The organism is Candidatus Amarolinea dominans, from assembly GCF_016704685.1.
Lineage (GTDB): Bacteria > Chloroflexota > Anaerolineae > SSC4 > Amarolineaceae > Amarolinea > Amarolinea dominans.
On record NZ_JADIZS010000022.1, the window covers coordinates 104,573 to 122,124 of the forward strand.

The 17,552-nt window shown below is 58.4% G+C and carries 28 protein-coding genes and 4 pseudogenes; 29 read left to right on the forward strand and 3 right to left on the reverse strand.

The annotated features are described in order from the left end of the window. The first annotated feature begins 295 nt into the window (after nucleotides 1–295). The 6 genes and pseudogenes from IPF85_RS15880 to IPF85_RS15905 all read left to right on the forward strand — a co-directional run. The gene (locus IPF85_RS15880; protein ID WP_343409052.1) at nucleotides 296–517 is read left to right on the forward strand and encodes a hypothetical protein; all 222 of its coding nucleotides are present in this window, start codon (nucleotides 296–298) and stop codon (nucleotides 515–517) included. After that, nucleotides 514–798 (forward strand): type II toxin-antitoxin system YafQ family toxin, encoded by a 285-nt coding sequence (locus tag IPF85_RS15885; protein ID WP_343409053.1) that lies wholly within the window; start codon nucleotides 514–516, stop codon nucleotides 796–798. Before IPF85_RS15880 ends, IPF85_RS15885 begins: the two co-directional genes overlap by 4 nt. 303 nt (nucleotides 799–1,101) lie before the next feature. Then, nucleotides 1,102–2,514, forward strand: coding sequence for a helix-turn-helix domain-containing protein (locus tag IPF85_RS15890; protein WP_343409054.1), 1,413 nt, complete (start codon nucleotides 1,102–1,104; stop codon nucleotides 2,512–2,514). Nucleotides 2,515–2,829: 315 nt separating this feature from the next. Then, nucleotides 2,830–2,988, forward strand: a complete 159-nt coding sequence (locus IPF85_RS15895; RefSeq protein ID WP_343409055.1) for a hypothetical protein — start codon at nucleotides 2,830–2,832, stop codon at nucleotides 2,986–2,988. A gap of 9 nt (nucleotides 2,989–2,997) precedes the next feature. Next, nucleotides 2,998–3,234: a hypothetical protein gene (locus IPF85_RS15900; protein WP_343409056.1), complete on the forward strand. Its 237-nt coding sequence runs from the start codon at nucleotides 2,998–3,000 to the stop codon at nucleotides 3,232–3,234. Further along, nucleotides 3,176–3,426: pseudogene (locus IPF85_RS15905) on the forward strand (N-acetyltransferase); the annotation flags it as partial. The gene IPF85_RS15900 and the pseudogene IPF85_RS15905, both read left to right, overlap by 59 nt. 17 nt (nucleotides 3,427–3,443) lie before the next feature. Here the strand turns inward: IPF85_RS15905 and IPF85_RS15910 are convergent. Genes IPF85_RS15910 through IPF85_RS15920 form a run of 3 tightly spaced genes read right to left on the reverse strand, consistent with a single transcriptional unit; the run spans nucleotide 3,444 to nucleotide 5,082 of the window. After that, entirely contained in the window at nucleotides 3,444–4,163 is a 720-nt protein-coding gene (locus IPF85_RS15910) for a nucleotidyl transferase AbiEii/AbiGii toxin family protein (RefSeq protein ID WP_343409057.1), read from the reverse strand. Then, the gene (locus IPF85_RS15915) at nucleotides 4,160–4,756 is read right to left on the reverse strand and encodes a hypothetical protein (protein WP_343409058.1); all 597 of its coding nucleotides are present in this window, start codon (nucleotides 4,754–4,756) and stop codon (nucleotides 4,160–4,162) included. Before IPF85_RS15915 ends, IPF85_RS15910 begins: the two co-directional genes overlap by 4 nt. Nucleotides 4,757–4,812: 56 nt before the next feature. Next, the gene (locus tag IPF85_RS15920) at nucleotides 4,813–5,082 is read right to left on the reverse strand and encodes a hypothetical protein (RefSeq protein ID WP_343409059.1); all 270 of its coding nucleotides are present in this window, start codon (nucleotides 5,080–5,082) and stop codon (nucleotides 4,813–4,815) included. 228 nt (nucleotides 5,083–5,310) lie between these two features. Between IPF85_RS15920 and IPF85_RS15925 the strand changes: the two genes are divergently transcribed. From IPF85_RS15925 to IPF85_RS16035, 23 genes and pseudogenes are all read left to right on the forward strand, one after another. Beyond that, on the forward strand, nucleotides 5,311–5,535 hold the full coding sequence (locus IPF85_RS15925) for an NAD(P)-binding domain-containing protein (protein ID WP_343409060.1): 225 nt from the start codon (nucleotides 5,311–5,313) through the stop codon (nucleotides 5,533–5,535). Nucleotides 5,536–5,556: 21 nt separating this feature from the next. Continuing rightward, nucleotides 5,557–5,874 (forward strand): hypothetical protein, encoded by a 318-nt coding sequence (locus tag IPF85_RS15930; protein WP_343409061.1) that lies wholly within the window; start codon nucleotides 5,557–5,559, stop codon nucleotides 5,872–5,874. A gap of 13 nt (nucleotides 5,875–5,887) precedes the next feature. Beyond that, nucleotides 5,888–6,310 carry a putative toxin-antitoxin system toxin component, PIN family gene (locus IPF85_RS15935; RefSeq protein ID WP_343409062.1) on the forward strand — a complete coding sequence of 141 codons (423 nt, stop codon included), beginning with the start codon at nucleotides 5,888–5,890 and terminating at the stop codon, nucleotides 6,308–6,310. 42 nt (nucleotides 6,311–6,352) lie between these two features. After that, a pseudogene (locus tag IPF85_RS15940) lies at nucleotides 6,353–7,024 on the forward strand (nucleotide sugar dehydrogenase); the annotation flags it as partial. An 8-nt stretch (nucleotides 7,025–7,032) separates the two neighbouring features. Further along, nucleotides 7,033–7,530 carry a hypothetical protein gene (locus tag IPF85_RS15945; protein ID WP_343409063.1) on the forward strand — a complete coding sequence of 166 codons (498 nt, stop codon included), beginning with the start codon at nucleotides 7,033–7,035 and terminating at the stop codon, nucleotides 7,528–7,530. Beyond that, nucleotides 7,527–7,865: a hypothetical protein gene (locus tag IPF85_RS15950; RefSeq protein WP_343409064.1), complete on the forward strand. Its 339-nt coding sequence runs from the start codon at nucleotides 7,527–7,529 to the stop codon at nucleotides 7,863–7,865. The genes IPF85_RS15945 and IPF85_RS15950 overlap by 4 nt, the downstream gene beginning before the upstream one ends. Before the next feature lie 53 nt (nucleotides 7,866–7,918). Then, nucleotides 7,919–8,122 (forward strand): UDP binding domain-containing protein, encoded by a 204-nt coding sequence (locus IPF85_RS15955; RefSeq protein ID WP_343409065.1) that lies wholly within the window; start codon nucleotides 7,919–7,921, stop codon nucleotides 8,120–8,122. Between the two features lie 100 nt (nucleotides 8,123–8,222). Next, nucleotides 8,223–8,780 carry a hypothetical protein gene (locus IPF85_RS15960; RefSeq protein WP_343409066.1) on the forward strand — a complete coding sequence of 186 codons (558 nt, stop codon included), beginning with the start codon at nucleotides 8,223–8,225 and terminating at the stop codon, nucleotides 8,778–8,780. Further along, nucleotides 8,774–9,244 (forward strand): hypothetical protein, encoded by a 471-nt coding sequence (locus tag IPF85_RS15965; RefSeq protein WP_343409067.1) that lies wholly within the window; start codon nucleotides 8,774–8,776, stop codon nucleotides 9,242–9,244. Before IPF85_RS15960 ends, IPF85_RS15965 begins: the two co-directional genes overlap by 7 nt. Before the next feature lie 301 nt (nucleotides 9,245–9,545). Continuing rightward, on the forward strand, nucleotides 9,546–10,958 hold the full coding sequence (locus IPF85_RS15970; protein WP_343409068.1) for a helix-turn-helix domain-containing protein: 1,413 nt from the start codon (nucleotides 9,546–9,548) through the stop codon (nucleotides 10,956–10,958). A 144-nt stretch (nucleotides 10,959–11,102) separates the two neighbouring features. Beyond that, on the forward strand, nucleotides 11,103–11,375 hold the full coding sequence (locus IPF85_RS15975; RefSeq protein WP_343409069.1) for a 3-hydroxyacyl-CoA dehydrogenase NAD-binding domain-containing protein: 273 nt from the start codon (nucleotides 11,103–11,105) through the stop codon (nucleotides 11,373–11,375). 25 nt (nucleotides 11,376–11,400) lie between these two features. After that, nucleotides 11,401–11,556 (forward strand): hypothetical protein, encoded by a 156-nt coding sequence (locus IPF85_RS15980; protein ID WP_343409070.1) that lies wholly within the window; start codon nucleotides 11,401–11,403, stop codon nucleotides 11,554–11,556. 85 nt (nucleotides 11,557–11,641) lie between these two features. After that, nucleotides 11,642–11,902 (forward strand): hypothetical protein, encoded by a 261-nt coding sequence (locus tag IPF85_RS15985; protein WP_343409071.1) that lies wholly within the window; start codon nucleotides 11,642–11,644, stop codon nucleotides 11,900–11,902. Next, the gene (locus IPF85_RS15990; RefSeq protein WP_343409072.1) at nucleotides 11,902–12,297 is read left to right on the forward strand and encodes an aspartyl protease family protein; all 396 of its coding nucleotides are present in this window, start codon (nucleotides 11,902–11,904) and stop codon (nucleotides 12,295–12,297) included. The genes IPF85_RS15985 and IPF85_RS15990 overlap by 1 nt, the downstream gene beginning before the upstream one ends. 85 nt (nucleotides 12,298–12,382) lie before the next feature. Further along, nucleotides 12,383–13,288 carry a GDP-L-fucose synthase gene (locus IPF85_RS15995; RefSeq protein ID WP_343409073.1) on the forward strand — a complete coding sequence of 302 codons (906 nt, stop codon included), beginning with the start codon at nucleotides 12,383–12,385 and terminating at the stop codon, nucleotides 13,286–13,288. Beyond that, nucleotides 13,288–13,677, forward strand: a complete 390-nt coding sequence (locus IPF85_RS16000) for a nucleotidyltransferase domain-containing protein (RefSeq protein WP_343409074.1) — start codon at nucleotides 13,288–13,290, stop codon at nucleotides 13,675–13,677. The genes IPF85_RS15995 and IPF85_RS16000 overlap by 1 nt, the downstream gene beginning before the upstream one ends. Next, nucleotides 13,674–14,147, forward strand: a complete 474-nt coding sequence (locus tag IPF85_RS16005; RefSeq protein ID WP_343409075.1) for a hypothetical protein — start codon at nucleotides 13,674–13,676, stop codon at nucleotides 14,145–14,147. Before IPF85_RS16000 ends, IPF85_RS16005 begins: the two co-directional genes overlap by 4 nt. 8 nt (nucleotides 14,148–14,155) lie before the next feature. After that, nucleotides 14,156–14,587: pseudogene (locus IPF85_RS16010) on the forward strand (NAD-dependent epimerase/dehydratase family protein); the annotation flags it as partial. Nucleotides 14,588–14,595: 8 nt separating this feature from the next. Beyond that, nucleotides 14,596–14,730 (forward strand): hypothetical protein, encoded by a 135-nt coding sequence (locus IPF85_RS16015; protein ID WP_343409084.1) that lies wholly within the window; start codon nucleotides 14,596–14,598, stop codon nucleotides 14,728–14,730. A 948-nt stretch (nucleotides 14,731–15,678) separates the two neighbouring features. Continuing rightward, complete coding sequence (locus IPF85_RS16020; RefSeq protein WP_343409076.1) at nucleotides 15,679–15,951, forward strand: hypothetical protein; 273 nt, start codon at nucleotides 15,679–15,681, stop codon at nucleotides 15,949–15,951. A 61-nt stretch (nucleotides 15,952–16,012) separates the two neighbouring features. Then, complete coding sequence (locus IPF85_RS16025; RefSeq protein ID WP_343409077.1) at nucleotides 16,013–16,339, forward strand: nucleotidyltransferase domain-containing protein; 327 nt, start codon at nucleotides 16,013–16,015, stop codon at nucleotides 16,337–16,339. Further along, nucleotides 16,326–16,769, forward strand: a complete 444-nt coding sequence (locus IPF85_RS16030) for a HEPN domain-containing protein (RefSeq protein ID WP_343409078.1) — start codon at nucleotides 16,326–16,328, stop codon at nucleotides 16,767–16,769. Before IPF85_RS16025 ends, IPF85_RS16030 begins: the two co-directional genes overlap by 14 nt. A gap of 359 nt (nucleotides 16,770–17,128) precedes the next feature. Next, nucleotides 17,129–17,552: pseudogene (locus IPF85_RS16035) on the forward strand (GDP-mannose 4,6-dehydratase); the annotation flags it as partial.

Sequence of the window (17,552 nt, forward strand, 5' to 3'; positions counted from 1 at the left end):
GGGGGGGGGGGCCCGAGCCGGCCCCGGGGGGACCCCCCCCCCCCTCCCCCCCCCCCCCCCCCCCGGCCCCCCCCCCCCCCCCCGCCCCCCCCCCCCCCCCCCCCCGCCCCCCCCCCCCCCCCCGGGGGGGCGGGGGCCCCGGCAAACTTCGTGAAAATTAGTGAAATTCGTGGCAAAAAAACCCCCAATCTCTGCCACGAATTTCACGAATTACCACGAATCGAAACCCTTCGTGAAAATTAGTGAAATCCGTGGCAAAAAACCCAATCTCTGACGCATTCGGAGCGCTAGTCCTATGAATGGAACATCGGTAACACCTTTTCAGGCCGCGTTGGATGTGATTGATCGCCTACCTCCTGATGATCAAGAGGCGATCATCGAGATTATCCGCAGAAGAATGATTGAACAGCGACGTCGTGAGATCGCTGCAAATGCCCAGATGACTCTGCAAGCGTTTCGTGAGCGCCGCGCCAGTTACGGGACAGTGGATGATCTGCGTCGAGAACTAGAAGCATGAGAAAGCTGGTTTGGGACAACAGCTTTCGTCGGGCGCTCAAGGGACGAACTCGCAACGACCGGGGCCTACAAACAAGGATTCTCGATACGTTGGATCAGCTTGTGGCTGACCCATTTCACCCAACGCTGAAGACTCATAAGCTCAAGGGACGCCTCGATGGACTGTGGGCATGCTGGGTCGAATATGATTGCCGGATCATCTTCTTGTTCGGGCCAGACCCAGACGGCAATGAAGATGCTGTTGTGTTAGTTGACCTCGGCACGCACGACGAAGTCTATTGACCCTGGCCTGGTAAGAATCGGTCCGACTATGGCGCCAATTCGCTCGGTCACCAACGAGTCGTAAAGTAGACCCTACCACGAATCCAAACCCTTCGTGAAAATTAGTGAAATTCGTGGCAAAAAGACCCAATCTCTACCACGAATCAAAACCCTTCGTGAAAATTCGTGAAATTCGTGGCAAAAACACTCAATCTCTGCCACGAATTGCACGAATTACCACGAATCAAGACCCTTCGTGAAAATTAGTGTAATTCGTGGCAAAGAAAACGTTGATTCTCGCCACGGATTGAAGCGTACGATTGAATGGCATTGATCTCTTTGCTCCCTGAAAACCTGCACGACTTAATTGCCCAGGGTGAAGGACAGCGAGTGGAGTTCAAGCGCTCGCTGGCCGAGCTGGAAACAGGCGCTCGCAGCGTGACAGCCATGGCTAACGCTGACGGCGGCATCGTGCTGTTCGGTGTGAGGGATGACGGCACGATCTCAGGGGTGGAGATGGGCGCCCAAACTAAGGAGCGGGTCGTTCAGGCCGTCACCGCCAACACCGACCCTACTCTCTACCCGTCGGTGGAGTCTGTAAAGCTGGGCGAACAGATCATCATTCTGGTGACAGTGCCTGAAAGCCAGGATAAACCGCACCTGGTGCAAGGCCGGGCGTACAAGCGCGTGGGCGCGGCCGATGTGCAGATGAGCCGGGCGGAGTACGAACGGCTGCTTCTCGCTCGTCATCACCTGCCTTTCGACCAGCAATTGGTAGAGGGGGTGACGTATGAGGATTTGGACGAGGCTAAGGTACAGGATTTTCTGCGGCGCCGCCAGGAGGCCTATCCCGACGCGACTCCACCTGGCGCTTCATTGCCAAAAGTGATTGCCGAAATGCTGGCAGGAGCACGGGAACGGGACGGAGAACTGGCGCCCACCTACACTGGCCTGCTTTTTTTCGGCCGCAATCCACAGCGTTTCTTGCCACGCGCTGAGGTCAAGTTGGCTCGTTTCCAGGGCGTGACGACATTGGCCTTCATTGACCGGCTCATCGCTTGCGGAACACTGCCGGAGATGTTAGACGAGGCAGAGCGATTCATTCGGCGGAACACGCGCACGGCGATGAAGGTGGTGGGATTCGAAAGCACGCAAGTGACCGAGTATCCGTATGACGCTATCCGGGAGGCATTGGTGAACGCCATGGCCCATCGGGATTATGACCACAGCAGCGGCATCCAAGTCAATGTATTCGATGACCGGCTGGAGGTGATGAGCCCGGGCAAGGCGCTGATCCCGCTCAGCGAGTTGGAAGGCTCGCACGTCACCCGAAACGAGACCCTGTGTCGCCGATTCCGGGATATCGGGGAAATGGAGCAATTCGGCACGGGGATCACGAAGATGAAGCGGTTGATGCGAGAACATGGCCTGGAAGAGCCCGTGTTCGAGGAGCGCGGCACTTTTTTCAAGACGACCTTTCCGGGACCAGGCGACCAAATTCTGGGCCTGGTTCCCCGGGCCGGAGTGACTAACCTGCGAGCGTTGGGACTGAACGAGCGGCAGATCGAGGCGCTGCGACTGATGGTCAATGATGGATTGGAGATGACCAGCAGTTTGTATCAGAATGTATTTGATCTGCCCAGGAATACAGCATCGAGGGATTTAATGAGATTGGTGGAAACAGGTTTGGTAAAGCGATTGGGAACCAAGAGAGGGAGTCGATATGTTGCAGGATGATGGTGCATAATGTCGCGTTGTGGTGCATAATATGGTGCAAATGACCCATCAGAAGTGGGGGTGGATTGGCATGAGTAGATGCGCATCGCATCTCGCCAGTTCCGGCCCACTGAGCCTGTTTTCGACACAGAACAGATGTTTCCATACAACACCATACAACAGCTTGTGGTCATTGGCAAATCGCACACAACCTGTAGGAACAGTCCTGTTTTCGCTCAAACGTTCTACGCGACGGCTTGTGGCAAGTGCCTGATGACCTACTACCCATTGGGGTGTCGAAAACAGGCTGAGATTACTGAAAACGGACACTCTGCGATGACGTCCCAGCCCAAACAACCATCCTGGCCCAACAACGCCACCTTCTGGCGCAACCAACGCGTCACCGTGACCGGCGGGGCCGGCTTCCTCGGCTCCTTCGTGGTGGAGAAGCTGCGGGAGCGAGGCGCGGCCGACATCTCCATCCCCCGCCGTTAGGACTACGACTTGGTGCAGCACGAGGCGGTGCTGGCCCTGCTGCACGACGCCCGGCCCGATCTGATCATCCACCTGGCGGCCAGGGTGGGCGGCAATTCTGATTACTGGGATGCCTGGCGCCTGGTGGAGGATGTCATCGAAGAACGCCCTGTTGACCTGGTTGAAATCGAGTCAGCAGGGGAGCCGCTGCGGCGCAACGATCGGGCGTTACGCGTTCATCGGCGCGGGCGCGGTGGTGCGGGGTGACGCGCCCGACTATGCCCTGATGTTGGGCGTGCCTGCGCGCCAGCGCGGGTGGATGAGCCGCCATGGCATCGTTTGGCGAAGCCGCATGGGGATGGTATGATGGCCTGCCCGGAGAGCGGCTGGCGCTACAAGGAGGTTGAACCGGGCGTGTTGCGATGCCTGGATTGGCCGGAAGATCAGCCACTACCGTAAAGATTTTGTGCCCCTCATTACAGGAAACGTGCGATCTCTCGCTCGAGGGGCGCGGGGAAGTCCCGAATGATCGCCCAATGGCTTCTGGGCAAGAACTCCTTCAGTTCTCTCTGGAAGTCAATTCTCGATTGCCTGGTCGTTTCTAATACTTGCGCCAGGACATCTCGCCGGTGGGCCGGCAGCAAGTTGGCGCGCAGGATGAAGTAGAGGTCGTAGAAATCGCGTGCTTTCTTGCGGGAGAGAAGCGCCTGGATCTTCTCGTCAACGAGTTGCTCTCTGGCCAGCGCGACGACGGTGTACGCAGGGACCAAATCGGAGACCACTGTCATCGCCTCGCCTCGCTTTTCCCCCTCTCGGAGGGAGATCTCGAGCTGGATCGTAAGCGGGCCGTGGTTCGTTAGAAAAGCGATGATCGCCAGATACCCGCCGGTGGTTGTTTTTGACTCGGTGAGATCGAGGTTGATGTTCTCCCGGGCGATGGCCGCCAACGTTTCTAAGAGCGCTTCTTCCAGCGCGCGGATATCGGTGATCGAGGCGCTGAAGTCGAGGTCTTCTGAGAAGCGGGGACTGTTGTAAAGCGTTCTGAGAGCCGTACCCCCCTTAAAATAGATGTGGTCGGTCAGCGGCTGTTGGTAGAAATACGAAAGGAACAGGTGCTGGCAATACTCGCGGCGGACGTTCAATTCCGTTGTCTGAAATTTGGTCGCGAGCGACTTGAGGACGTGATCGGCGATCATAAGACTTCCTCGATGAGTTTGTCTAACCCTGTTCTTTGATACAGGGTGGCGTAGAAACGGATCTTCTGTTGATCCAGCTCAGTTGTGCGCAGGCGGTCGTTTCTGGGTTTCTTGCCGAGGGAGACGAAGTAGAGATAGTCAACGAGGGCCTTTTCCGGTTCCGCGAGCAGGACCGTCCGTTCCGCCCTCTTGACGGGGATATAACCGGTAAACGCTTCCCGTTTGATTGTAAAGTATGAAAAGGTCCGCTCGCCGACCTGAAAGGTACGCGTAGGCTGGGTCGTAGCCGAAGTGACGGAGTAGGCCATTTCCAAGAGAATGTTATACGTACTCAGCGCGTACTCAAACGAGACGTAGGAAGGGCGATAGAGGAGATTGGCGATCTCTTCCTCAGGCGGCAGATCGCTCTGCAAGGTATACAACCCTTTCTTGAGCCGCAAGAACAGTCCGTTCTGGGTGTATGTTTCCAGGAAGTATTTGGCTTTCGATCCGGTGGTGTGAAAAATCCGTTGGAAGTCCTGCGGGGTAAAGATGGTGGTTGTTTTTCCCAAAAGCACCTGGCGGACCGATAATGGTTTCAGCAAAGCACACATTTTTGCTCCTTTCTGAAATCATCATATCATAGAGCGATCTCTTTGTCAACCGTTGACTACCGTACATAGGGTAAGAAGCAGGTTTCGGCGTCAATGTTATTGTTGCTCACCCAGCGCGTGAAGCGTTTGACTCGACTATCCAACTTCGCGGCATCGGGCACTTTGCTGGCGACCTGGGGGAGGTGGGTAGACTTGCTTCCGACGATGCCACTGATGAGATCGGCTAAGGTACTGAGATGGCGGGCGAGATTGCCGGTGGGTTCTTTGGGATAAAGTTGCTTTATGCTCTGTCTTATGGCACGATAACGCCTCAGGTTGTCACTCATGAGTTTGCTCCGTGTTCTGGGATGGAACCAGAGCATACTACAGAAGTGTCAACCTCTCAACTTCTCAAAAAGTGTACGGCAGTCAATCTCTGCCACGAATTACCACGAATCAAAACCCTTCGTGAAAATTAGTGAAATTCGTGGCAAAGAAAAAATCTTCGTGAAAATTAGTGAAATTCGTGGCAAAAAACCCCATTCGTGGCCGAAGGATGACACAAGAGTCACTCGATGAAAGACCAACTGCTTTCCAAGATTCATGATCACACCGCGGTTGTCGCCGTCATCGGCCTGGGCTACGTGGGCCTGCCGCTGGCCGTGGCCTTCGCCGAGAAGGGCTTCCCCGTCGTCGGCATCGAAGTGGACGGCCGCAAGGTGGCCGCGTTGAACCGCGGCGAGTCGTATGTGCAGGATATGCCGTCGGCGATCATCTGCGTGCCAGCGTCGGTGGTATAGCGTGTTCGGGGGAGTGAACTGATGACAGACGCAAACCGGATCGCAGAAGCAAGTGTGGCTTACGGCAGCGCCGTGGCCGACCTGCAGCGTCCGCTCATCCTGGAGCGCGAAGGTCAGCCATTGGCGGTGCTGATTTCTTTCGAAGAATATCGGCGACTGCGGGCGATTGAGTCTAATGATGAAGCGCGCCGGCAGACCAATTGGTCTGCGCTATCCGATCTCTTGGCGGAGGTTCATAGCCGTCCAAGCAGTTACACGCCGGCGGAGATCGAAGCCGAAATCACGGCTGCTAGAGCCGAAGTCCGCCAGGAACACCGTGGCCGTCAGCGCAGTCGTTGACACGAATATTTGGGTGTCGGCGTTTCTGACGCCGCACGGTTTCCCGGCGCGCTTGATTGGCGCTGGGAGAGCCGGACGTTTCACGGTCGTCAGTTCTTTGCCGCTCCTGGAGGAGTTGTTGGAAGTACTGCGCCGCCCGCGGATTATGAAGGTGCGCCAGACCACGGTGGATGACGCTGAAGCCTACGTGCGCGGTGTGGCCGCTGTGGCCCGGTTGGTTCCGGTTTCAGGCATGTTGCACCTGTGTCGCGATCCTGACGACGATTGGGTGTTGGAGACGGCGGTGGCTGGCGGAGCGACCCACGTGGTCAGCCGCGATGAGGATGTGACGCGTGACCTGGAGTTGCAGGGGCAACTGGAGATACGGGGAATTGCGACGATTACGGTGAGTCGGTTACTCGCTGTGCTGGAGCATGACACAAAAGTCACTCGATGAAAGACCAACTTCTTTCCAAGATTCATGATCAAACCGCGGTTCATCGAGCGGATCGTGCCGGTGTCATCCACCCAGGCGGCGGAGATGGTGAAGCTGCTGGAGAACACCTTCCGGGCGGTGAACATCGCGCTGGTGAACGAGATCGCGGTGATGTGCGACAAGCTGGGGCTGGATCCCTGGGAAGTGATCGAGGCGGCCGCCACCAAGCCCTACGGCTTCATGAAGTTCACGCCGGGGCCGGGGGTGGGCGGGCACTGCATCCCGCTGGACCCGTTCTATCTGTCGTGGAAGATGAAGACGCTGAACTACAACGCCCGCTTCATCCAGTTGGCCGGCGAGATCAACAGCGACATGCCGCGCTACTGGGTGGCGAAGGTGGTGGATGCGCTGAACGAGGCCGGCAAGCCGCTCAAGGGCAGCAACGTGTTGGTGCTGGGGGTGGCGTATAAGAAGGACATTGACGACGTGCGCGAGTCGCCCGCGCTGGACGTGATCGAGTTGTTGCGCCAGAAGGGCGCGGCTGTGCATTACCATGACCCCTACGTGCCGGCCATCCGCCACAACGGCTTCGAGATGGCCGGCGAGACGGACCTGGACGCCGCGCTGGCTGCGGCGGATTGCGCGGTGGTGGTGACGGATCATTCATGTTATGATTGGGCCGCGATCCGGCGGCAGGTGCGGCTGATCGTGGATACGCGGTACGCGGCAATTTGACACAACGTATGAATATGCAGCAGATGGACGATCTTCAGCGCCTGACTGCCTCCCAGGGTGTATTGCTTTACCGCCTGGTGGACTTGGGCTATCTGACGCGAGCACAGGTAGACGAACTGATCACCCGACTGGTCAGAGAGCGTTTGATCAAGGCGCAGGAGTATCTGGCTTTTGCTGGACAACTGGATGCCAGTGCAACATTGAATCTGCCGCATATCGTGTCCCGTTGCTATTATGCCATGTATCACGCCGCGCGAGCCGTGGTGCTGCACGTCCGGCGGGCCGATCTGGATGATCACGAGCGGCTGCCGGCGGCGTTGGGGCAGATCCTCGGCCGGCCATACGGAGATATGCTCGGCCGATGGCGAGAAGCACGCAATCAGGTAGACTATTCGCCCTATCCGCCGGGCGATCTACGACAACAGGCGCTGGCCGCGGTGAGCGATGCCGAATTGTTACTGACGGCGTGTCGCGAGGAGTTACGGAAGCGGGGGGTGAGCCTATGAAGCTGCGAGAATTGACCGTGCCGTATGTGGTTCAGGAAGTGGATTACGGCGAGCTCCGCCGGGCGCTTGAACATGCCTTTGCCGATGAGTACGGGCCATCAGTAGTTCAGGACGTCCGGGTGGTGCATTTCAACCCGGATGTGATTGATGCGACAGTTGTGGTTCAAGCCCGGCAGCCAGCGATGGATGACCTGGCCTTGCACCTAAGCGAACTATTCCGCCGTGAGGGCCTGCGGGTGGCCATTCGTGTCGCCGCGGCCCTACAGCCCACCTTGAGCGAAGTTGAAGGGTCGGCCGGTGGTCGTTGGTCGCTGGCGCTGGAGCGCAGGGTGTGAGAGCGCCGCTGACCGTATAACAAACGACAATGGGCGGCGAGATCAACAGCGACATGCCGCGTTACTGGGTCGAGAAGGTGGTGGATGCGCTGAACGAAGCCGGCAAGCCGCTCAAGGGCAGTAACGTGCTCGTGTTGGGCGTGGCCTACAAGAAAGACATTGACGACGTGCGCGAGTCGCCGGCGCTGGACGTGATCGAGCTGCTGCGCCACAAAGGCGCGGACGTGCGCTACCACGAAACCCTTCGTGAAAATTAGTGAAATTCGTGGCAAGAAAACCTGATCTCTGCCACGAATGCCACGAATTACCACGAACAAGAAAACACTTCGTAAAAACTCGTGGCAGAGAAAGAAATCCATGAATCACTCTCTCGATCGTGAAACGTCGCGGCTCAACCCCGCGCTGGTGTGGCTTGTCGTCGTGGGGATAGCCCTCGTTGGTCTGATGGCAATGTCCAACACACTGCTTGTGGAGCTGACTGCATCGGCGCCGGCGAGCGTTGCGCAGGCGTCGCTGGCGCCGGGCACGGAAGGGCTGCTGCGGCAGACCGCCAGCCATCTCTCGAAGATGCTGGGCGGGGCCAGTGTCGGCGGGTTTCCGGGCTTCGAGCCGCCTGATGACGACGAAAAATATCGCCGCAAGATCAAAGACCAGGACTATAGCGCTGAAGACCTCAACGGTTGGGTCAAAGAGATCAACAACTTTTTAAATCAGATCACCAAAAGGAATCCCGGTCAGTCGCTTGAAGAGCTATTGGAAAGGCAGGGGTTATCACAGACTCAGATCAGAGAGTTTGTTCAATCGTTGCAACAGGCCCATTATACCGCCAAAGGCATGTCGGGTCATGGGGTCAACCCTCAAACTGTTCTGACGCTCGATTCTCTGATGGAAATACTGGGAGTTGTACCATGGTAGCAGTTAACAGTTTTCGCAAGTTCCAGCGAATGCATAGTGGCGTTATGATTCACTTGCGCTTTGACGAATGGCCTGGGGATGTGTCTTTACCGGCAGAGACAACCGTGGCTAAGACAGGCGAAGGTCCTTTTCATCCATACTGGGATCTGATCCTCAAATCCGACCGCACCATCGAGTCTGTCGTGGGCTGGTTCATCTTTCCACTCTCGTTAGACGCGGCAATCGCCTGGTATCAGAGCGAAATGGCAAAATGCGGCTGGATCGAGCTGACCGAAAAAGGCTGCAGAATGCCTGCATCTGCGGCGCTGCACTTTGAGCATCCAGCGAGCAAGGTCCGCGTTGTGGTTGGCTTGCGCGCTGGCTCAGAGCGAAAAGTGTCAGACGCCTTCATCCGCCGCATCATCGAGCATCCCTGGTCGCCGGTCGCGGAGCAACCCCTGGAGCTGACCGCCGAGATCGCCTGACGCAGCGTCAGGGATACGGGCGCTGAGCGCGACACCCTCCCTGCCACGAATCCAAACTCTTCGTGAAAATTCGTGAAATTCGTGGCAAAAAAACCAATCTCTGCCACGAATTGCACGAATTACCACGAATCCAAACCCTTCGTGAAAATTAGTGAAATTCGTGGCCGCAAATTCGTGGTTGCACTCATCACCGGCATCACCGGCCAGGACGCTCCTATATGACCGAGTTCTTCCTGGCCCAGGGCTGAGAGGGCCACGGCATCATCCGCCGGGCCAGAACCTTCGACACAGGAGAGCCGAGTTGACACCTGAGGAATTCGAGCGGTTGATCAGCCAACAAGAAAGGGAGACGTTGGAGTTCAAACGAGAGATGCCCTCCTCGTCTGATCTGGCGAAACTGGTCACGGCATTCTACAACACGCGGGGCGGCGTCATCGTGTTTGGCGTGGAGGACGGAACCGGAAGACCGGTCGGGGTGATGGCCCCTCAGAGAATCGAGGAAGGTATCGTCAATATCCTGCGTTCTCGCTGTTCTTTGGACGTGATGCCAAGCATCGAGATTATCGCTTATCAGGGCATGGAATTCGTGACGGTGACCTGTCTCCAAGGCGCGCACAAGCCCTATCTGGTCAATGGCGAGACACGCCCCTATGTGCGCGTAGGATCCAGCAATCGAGAGGCCCAGGATGAGGAAGTCCGCCGGCTCTACATCGAGGGCAGCGAGGGCGGCTTTGAGGCGTTGGCCTGCCGGGGAGCGAAACTGACCGATCTGTCGGAACGGTTGATTGCAGGCTACGTGCGGCGGCGCGAGGAGACGAGCGGCCAACCTTTGGGCCTGTCAGCCGAGGAGATGCTGCACAATCTGGGCTGTCTGATACGCGATGATGGGCAGTGGATTCCAACCCATGCCGGCGTGCTGCTCTTTGCTGAAGATCCGCAACGCCTGATTGGGCAAGCCGAAGTAGCGTGTGTACGCTTCAAAGGCACGGACGTGATCAGTTACATTGACCGGCGCGACCTGCATGGCCCTCTGTACCAGTTGGTGGACGACGCCGAGCAGTTCATTTACCGCCACATGAAGATCGGGCGGCGCATCGAGGGTTTTGTCGGTGTGGAGTACCGAGAGTATCCGCAGGCCGCAGTGCGGGAAGCCATTGTCAACGCCGTGGTGCATCGGGACTACAGCCGGCGCGGGCAGAGCATCCGTATCTTTATGTTCGACGACCGCATCGAAGTCTTCAGTCCGGGGACGCTGCCACCGGGGGTCTCCATAGAAAAGATGCGGCGGCTGGAGCCGCAATCCGTACAGCGCAACCCCATCATTGTTGGCGTGTTGCGGGATTTGGGCAGCCGCTATATCGAGCGGCTGGGCACGGGCATTCGGCGCATAGCGCAGGCCATGACAGAGCACGGCTTACCCCGCCCCCAGTTCGAGGAAGTAGGCAGCGAGTTTCGGGTGATGTTGATCGGGCCTGGTGAACGCTTCATGCAGGAGATAAAGGCGCGACCGGCCTGGGCAGAGAGCCTGAACGAGCGGCAAGTTGAAGCCGTATTATGTGTGGGTGAACATGGGCGGATTACAACAGGAGAATACCGAACCCTGGTAAGTGTTGCGGATGTGACAGCCTATCGGGATCTGAAGGACTTGTCTGATAGAGGGTTGCTGATCCGTCAGGGTAAGGGACGCGGCGCGTACTACACCCTGGTCGAATGAAGGGTTTTTGAAGGGATTTGAAAGGATTTAGGAGATTCACCCCATGCTCAATAGCTGGCCCGATAGCAATACCTTCTGGCGTGACCAGCGCGTCGTCGTGACTGGCGGACGTTGACTGAAAGCTTCGTCCGCATGGTAACTCGAATGAAACATCAACTTCTCACCAAAATCCACGATCACAGCGCCACCGTCGCCGTCATCGGCCTGGGCTACGTGGGCCTGCCGCTGGCCGTGGCCTTCGCTGAGAAGGGCTTTCCCGTCGTCGGCATCGAAGTGGACGGCCGCAAGGTGGCCGCGGTTCAGCGCGGCGAGTCGTATGTGCAGGATATTCCATCGGAGCGGCTGGCAGCGCTGACGAACGACGAACGACGAACGATGGAGGGCCATCAGCCATCAACCATCGGCCCTCGGCGATGATGTGCGCGAGTCGCCGGCGTTGGACGTGATCGAGCTGCTGCGCCAGAAGGGTGCCGATATGCACTACCACGATCCCTACGTGCCGACCATCCAACACAACGGCTTCGAGATGGCCGGCGAGACCGACCCGGACGCGGCCCCCTTCGGCTCAACTCAGGACATGCTTCGACGTTCCTCCTGACCAAAGGCTACGAGGGGCGCGGGAGCGGTTTGGCTTCGAAGCGAGAACATCGTTCGAGGGTGGGTTACGGCGTTTGGAGGATCAAATGAAATGGCAAGAAGTCCGTGAGCAGTTTCCAGACAAGTGGTTGCTCTTTGCGGCAGTGGAATCACATGTAACTGAAGATCGGCGTCGCATTGTTGACGAGTTGGCCCCTATTCACGCCTACACTGATTTTTACGAGGCTTGGGAGCATTACAACGCATTACACAAAAAAGCGCCAACACAACGACTGTATGTCTATCACACGAGCAATGACAAAATAGAAATTAAGCTCCAGTATTGGGTCGGAATCAGGGGCAAGTGATGAAGATACGAATCGCTGACAACTTGCCCATGATAACTGCCACACTCAATGATGGTGGGGTCAGTCTGAGATTTGACAAGGTGCTATTGGACACAGGATCGGCCGGAACACTATTTCCGTTTGATAGGTTGCGTGAAAAGGGTATTCAACCACCACCCAATGCACGCATTCGCGAGATGACAGGAATCGGTGCGGGTGGAGAAAGCGTCGTTGAATTTCATGTGGATGCGCTTACGGTTGGGGAATTGCACGTGGCGAACTTCGTAATACAAGCCGGCAATACTGACTATGGTTACGAGTTTGACGCAATCTTGGGCTTTGATTTCCTGTTGGAGGTAGGAGCGATCGTGGATTTCGACCGAATGGAGATGCGGCGTAAGGCATCGCAGCCATGAGCAACCAACAGCCAACCATCTATGGCGAACCTGCAACCCTACCCTGGCCCGACAGCAATACCTTCTGGCGCAACCAGCGGTCGTCGTGACCGGCGGCGCGGGCTTCCTGGGATCGGTCATCGCCAAGAAGCTGCAGGCCCGCGGCGCTGGAGAGGTCTTCGTGCCGCGCATCGAGGATTACGATCTGCGCGACCTGACCGCGATCCGGCGCTTGCTGGCGGACGCGCGGCCGGACATCATCCTGCACCTTGCGGCGCGGGTGGGCGGCATCGGCGCCAACCGGGCGCATCCGGCCGAGTTCTTCTACGATAACCTGATGATGGGCGCGCCGTTGCTGCACGAAGCGTGGAAGGCCGGCGTGAGCAAGTTCGTGGCGCTGGGCACGGTGTGCGCTTATCCCAAGTTCACGCCGGTGCCGTTTCGTGAAGAGGATTTGTGGAACGGGTACCCCGAAGAGACCAACGCACCGTATGGCCTGGCCAAGAAGATGTTGCTGGTGCAGTCGCAAGCCTATCGCCAGCAGTACGGTTTCAACAGCATCTTTCTGTTGCCGGTGAACCTCTATGGCCCGCGCGACAACTTCAATCCCGACAGCTCGCATGTGATCCCCGCGCTGATCAAGAAATGCGTCGAGGCGGTGGCGCGGGGTGATCCGGAGATCGTGGCCTGGGGCGATGGCTCGCCGACGCGGGAGTTCCTGTACGTGGAAGATGCAGCCGAGGGGATCCTATTGGCGGCGGAGCGTTACAACGACAGCCTGCCGGTGAATTTGGGCAGCGCCTTCGAGATCAGCATCAAGGACCTGACGGAGACAATTGCACGCCTGTGCGGATTTCATGGTAGAATCGTTTGGGACACGACGAAGCCCAACGGTCAACCGCGGCGGAAACTGGACACGAGCCGGGCGAAGGCGATGTTCGGGTTTGAGGCAACCACGCCGTTCGAGACGGGGCTGCGGCAAACGATTGAATGGTATCGGAGGTCTCGATAATGGCACAAACAGCTCTTGACCTCTCTCCCGAACAGTGGCGATCGTATCGGCCAGGTCAAGCGGTTGAAGGTCATGGCCCTGATCAGTTGAGGCGCGCGGAACGTCGTCGTCAACAAGCCTGGCGCGTCGCACGGCAAGCCGCCAAGCTGCTGCGGGATCAATACGGCGCGGTCAAAGTGGCCGTCTTCGGCTCCCTGATCCATGACGACTGGTTCACGCCCTGGTCTGATATTGACCTGGCTGCCTGGGGGATACCGGCCGCACGTTTCTATGGCGCCGTGGCGGCGATCACTGGCCTCAGTCCAATCTTCCGGGTTGACCTGGTTGATCCTGATGCTTGCCGGCCCTCATTACGTGCAGCCGTGGAGCGCGAGGGCATCGAGTTGTGAGTGAACGACTGCTCCGTCTGGCAACGCGAATCCGAGATGAGCTTGCAGAACTGGATCGAGTCGCCGGGCGCGTGACGGAGGGCTGGGGACGTGCGCTGAGAAATGCGGATGACTACTATCTCGATGGTGTCGCGCTCAACCTGCATGGCTTTTACAGCGGACTGGAGCGCATCTTCGAGTTGATCGCTACCACCATTGATGCTGCAAAGCCAAAGGGCGAAAACTGGCACCAGGTCCTCTTGCGCCAGATGAGCGTTGAGACGTCCGGCCTACGACCGGCAGTCATCTCCCAGAGTACTTATCATCGCCTGGATGGCTATCGAGGGTTTCGTCACGTGGTGCGTCATGTGTATGCGTACAATTTCGAGACGACCAAGATCGAGAAGTTAGTGCTAGACCTGCCCGAGACTTTGGCCCAGGTGCGCGGCGAAATGTTGGCCTTTGCCGAATTTCTGGAGCAACAAGGTTGAGGACAGGCTTCGATCTGCAGACCTCGTACGTGATCCCGGCGCTGATTCGCTCTCTGAAGAGGATCTTCGACAAATGCGTCGAGGCGGTGGAACGGGGCGATCCGGAGATCGTGGCCTGGGGCGACGGCTCGCCGACGCGGGAGTTTTTGTACGTGGCAGACGCGGCCGAAGGGATCCTGCTGGCGGCGGAGCGCTACAACGACAGCCTGCCGGTGAACCTGGGCAGTGCGTTCGAGATCAGCATCAAGGACCTGACCGAGACGATTGCACGCCTGTGCGGATTTCATGGTAGAATCGTTTGGGATACGACGAAGCCGAACGGCCAGCCGCGACGGAAGCTGGATACCAGCCGGGCGAAGATGGTGTTCGGGTTTGAGGCGACGACCCCTTTTGAAGACGGGCTGCGGCGGACGATTGAATGGTACCAGAGCACTCGATGAAAGACCAATTGCTCACCAAGATTAATGATCACACCGCGGTCGTGGCCGTCATCGGCCTGGGCTACGTGGGGCTGCCGCTGGCCGTGGCCTTCGCTGAGAAGGGCTTTCCCGCAGGGTCACACAAATTCGGAATGCTATCCTGATGGGGTGGGCGTCTGAGTTTGACTTCTCTTGCCGTTGCCGTCTATAATAGCATCCTCTTGCCCAAGAAAACGATCCCGGCACGATCCAGGCCGGAATCCGCCTCAACGCCGAGCACGGCAAGAAGGTCCTCATACGCTTCTCCAGACCTGAGGACCGCACCGGGCGGCCGCCCGGTGTGGTGTGAAACCCACATGTCCGCACCCGTTGCAGCGTTCCGCTCCGGCGCGGCCCAGCGCAGGTTATTTTGGCTGCCCGCATCGCTGGCGGCACTGCGGAGCTTTGGCCCCCAGGCCGGCCCCGGCAATGCGGCGCGAATGAACGCAGCTTCTCATTGATGGATGCGGACATGCGGATGAGCGCGACCTCAGGCGCTCTTGCACCGAAAAAGAAAGGGAGTGGCTTATGATGGCACAAACGGCTCGCGACCGATTGGCGCTGCGTAGCCGAGACGAGCTCGCAGAAGTTGTTTTTTATGCCAGGAAACGTCCATGAAATTACCGCCAAGTAATGAGTTGGGTGATCTGCCACCAGGCGTGCATCGTACGACGATGGAAGTTGTTGTTGAGCGATTTGGCCAGGTTCCGGAGCAGCGCAGACTGGTTACCAGGCGCCTGCTTCACATCTTCGTTCTGGCGTCTGTTTGGTGAGACGATCGAGGATTTTATCAGCTATTGGCAGATCAAACGAGATGGATCGAAGCGTGGCATTGTCGAGGTAATCCTAGCATGATAACCAATGATCACGAAGTAGAGATCAGCCAACAGCGGATTGCGCAATTTCAGCGTTGGCTGGCGCAATTGCGCAGAACAGGCGTCTTGATGAGTTCGAGGCGGTCAGCAGCGGGTACAGGTTGGAGATTGAACGGATGCAAGCAGAAGTCTTGGAGTATCTGCTTTGCCCCCTGCCTGTCGAACGCGAGCTGCAACTGGCTTGAAGTCATCGAGACGATGACGCCAGCGCAAAACCCGCAACCGCAATCCTTCTGGCCCGCCAGCAACACCTTGCGGCACAACCCGCGCGTGGTGGTGACCGGCCGCCGCGGGGTTCTTGGGCCGACACGCGCGGTGGCGAAGTTGCGCGAGTACGGTGCAACACAGATGCTGGGACAGCAGGTGGTTCAGGATGCGGACGGCCGCCTGGAGAGTGGGGGCCTGACGGAGCCGTTTATTCTGCACGTGGGGGGCGACGAACTGGGGACCGCCACGGTGTTTGGGCGATGAGGCGACTCCGGGCCAGACGAACGGATCATGTCAAAGAGATAGATCAGGAGGAGACCGAGTGATGATACAGCGTCTCGCTAACGGTGAGTTGCGGGCCCGGTTGCTGCCGGTTTTCAAGCGTCACCAGATTGTCAGAGCGATCCTCTTCGGCTCCAGGGCGCGCGGGGAGGCCTCCCGGCGCAGCGACGTTGATCTGATCCTTGTGCAACGCACAGACCGGCGCTTTCTCGACCGTTACGACCGGTTGCTGTACGAGTTGAACCTGGCGTTGCCAGATGTGGCAGTGGACGCGTTGATTTACACGCCGGAGGAGTTGGAGCAGATGGCGCGCCGACGCTTTGTGGCAACGGCGTTACGAGAAGGACAGGTGATCTATGAGTCAGAGTGAAGACCGCGATACCGCCGAGCGCTGGTTGGCGACGGCGGAAGATGATCTGCGCGCGGCCAGGACTCTGGCAGCAGCGGGTCTTTACGCGCATGCTTGTTTTGCAGCGCAACAGTGCGGCGAGAAGGCGATCAAGGCATTGTGGTATTTGATTGATGAGGACCCCTGGGGCCATTCCATTCAGAAGCTCGTGATGCAGTTTCCAGCGCTGGAATATGTGTCCGAGAGTTCGACCTGGGTGGAGAAAGCTGCCGGTCTGGACAAGTTTTACATACCTACTCGTTACCCGAATGGCCTTCCGGATCTGACGCCGGGCCAGAGTTATTTTCGGCATGATGCGGAACAGGGCATGGCTTTGGCGGTCTATCTGTTGGCGGCAAGCCGGGGGTGGTTTGACGCGTTCCCACCGATGGGCTGGCCTGCTTCGCGATGAGCGCTCAATTCTGTCTGGCCTGCCCGACGTCCCCTGCGGGCGTGAGCCACGTGTCGTTGTGATCGGCCGTCGTGGGGCATGGGATGGGACGCGGCTGACGCAGACACGGTGACGGGGTGACAAGGTTACGGGGTGACAAAAACTCACCTTATGATCGTGGCGAGTTTAGCTCCGCGGTGTGCGATTTCCTGAGCCTGCCCGAAGTGGAGGACGTGGACCCTTCGATAAACTCAGGGCAGGCCTGGACGCGTATACGGGGGCCGTGGGCAGCGCGATCACGGTGATGGCCACGGACGATACGGCGGTGACGGGGTTGCACGTGCGCATCGAGCAGTTGGACGGCACGCTGGTGGAAGAGGGCGCAGAGCCACGTGCGGGTGAGCTTCGACATGCCGGAGTACACCGCCGACGTGACGGGGGTGGGGACGTTGCGGCTGCTGGAGGCGATCCGCCGCAGCGGTGTGCCGGCACGGTTCTACCAGGCCTCGTCCAGCGAGATGTTCGGCAGCGCGCCGCCGCCGCAGGGTGAGACGACGCCGTTCCAGCCGCAAAGCCCGTACGCGGCGGCCAAGGCCTTCGCCTACTGGATGGTGCGCAACTACCGCCAGGGCTATGGGCTGTTCGCCGTCAACGGCATCCTCTTCAACCACGAGTCGCCCCGCCGCGGGGAGACCTTTGTGACACGCAAGATCACGCGCGCGGTGGCCGCGATCCTGACCGGCAAACAGCGTTATCTGTACCTGGGCAACCTGGAGGCGCGGCGGGACTGGGGCTATGCGCCCG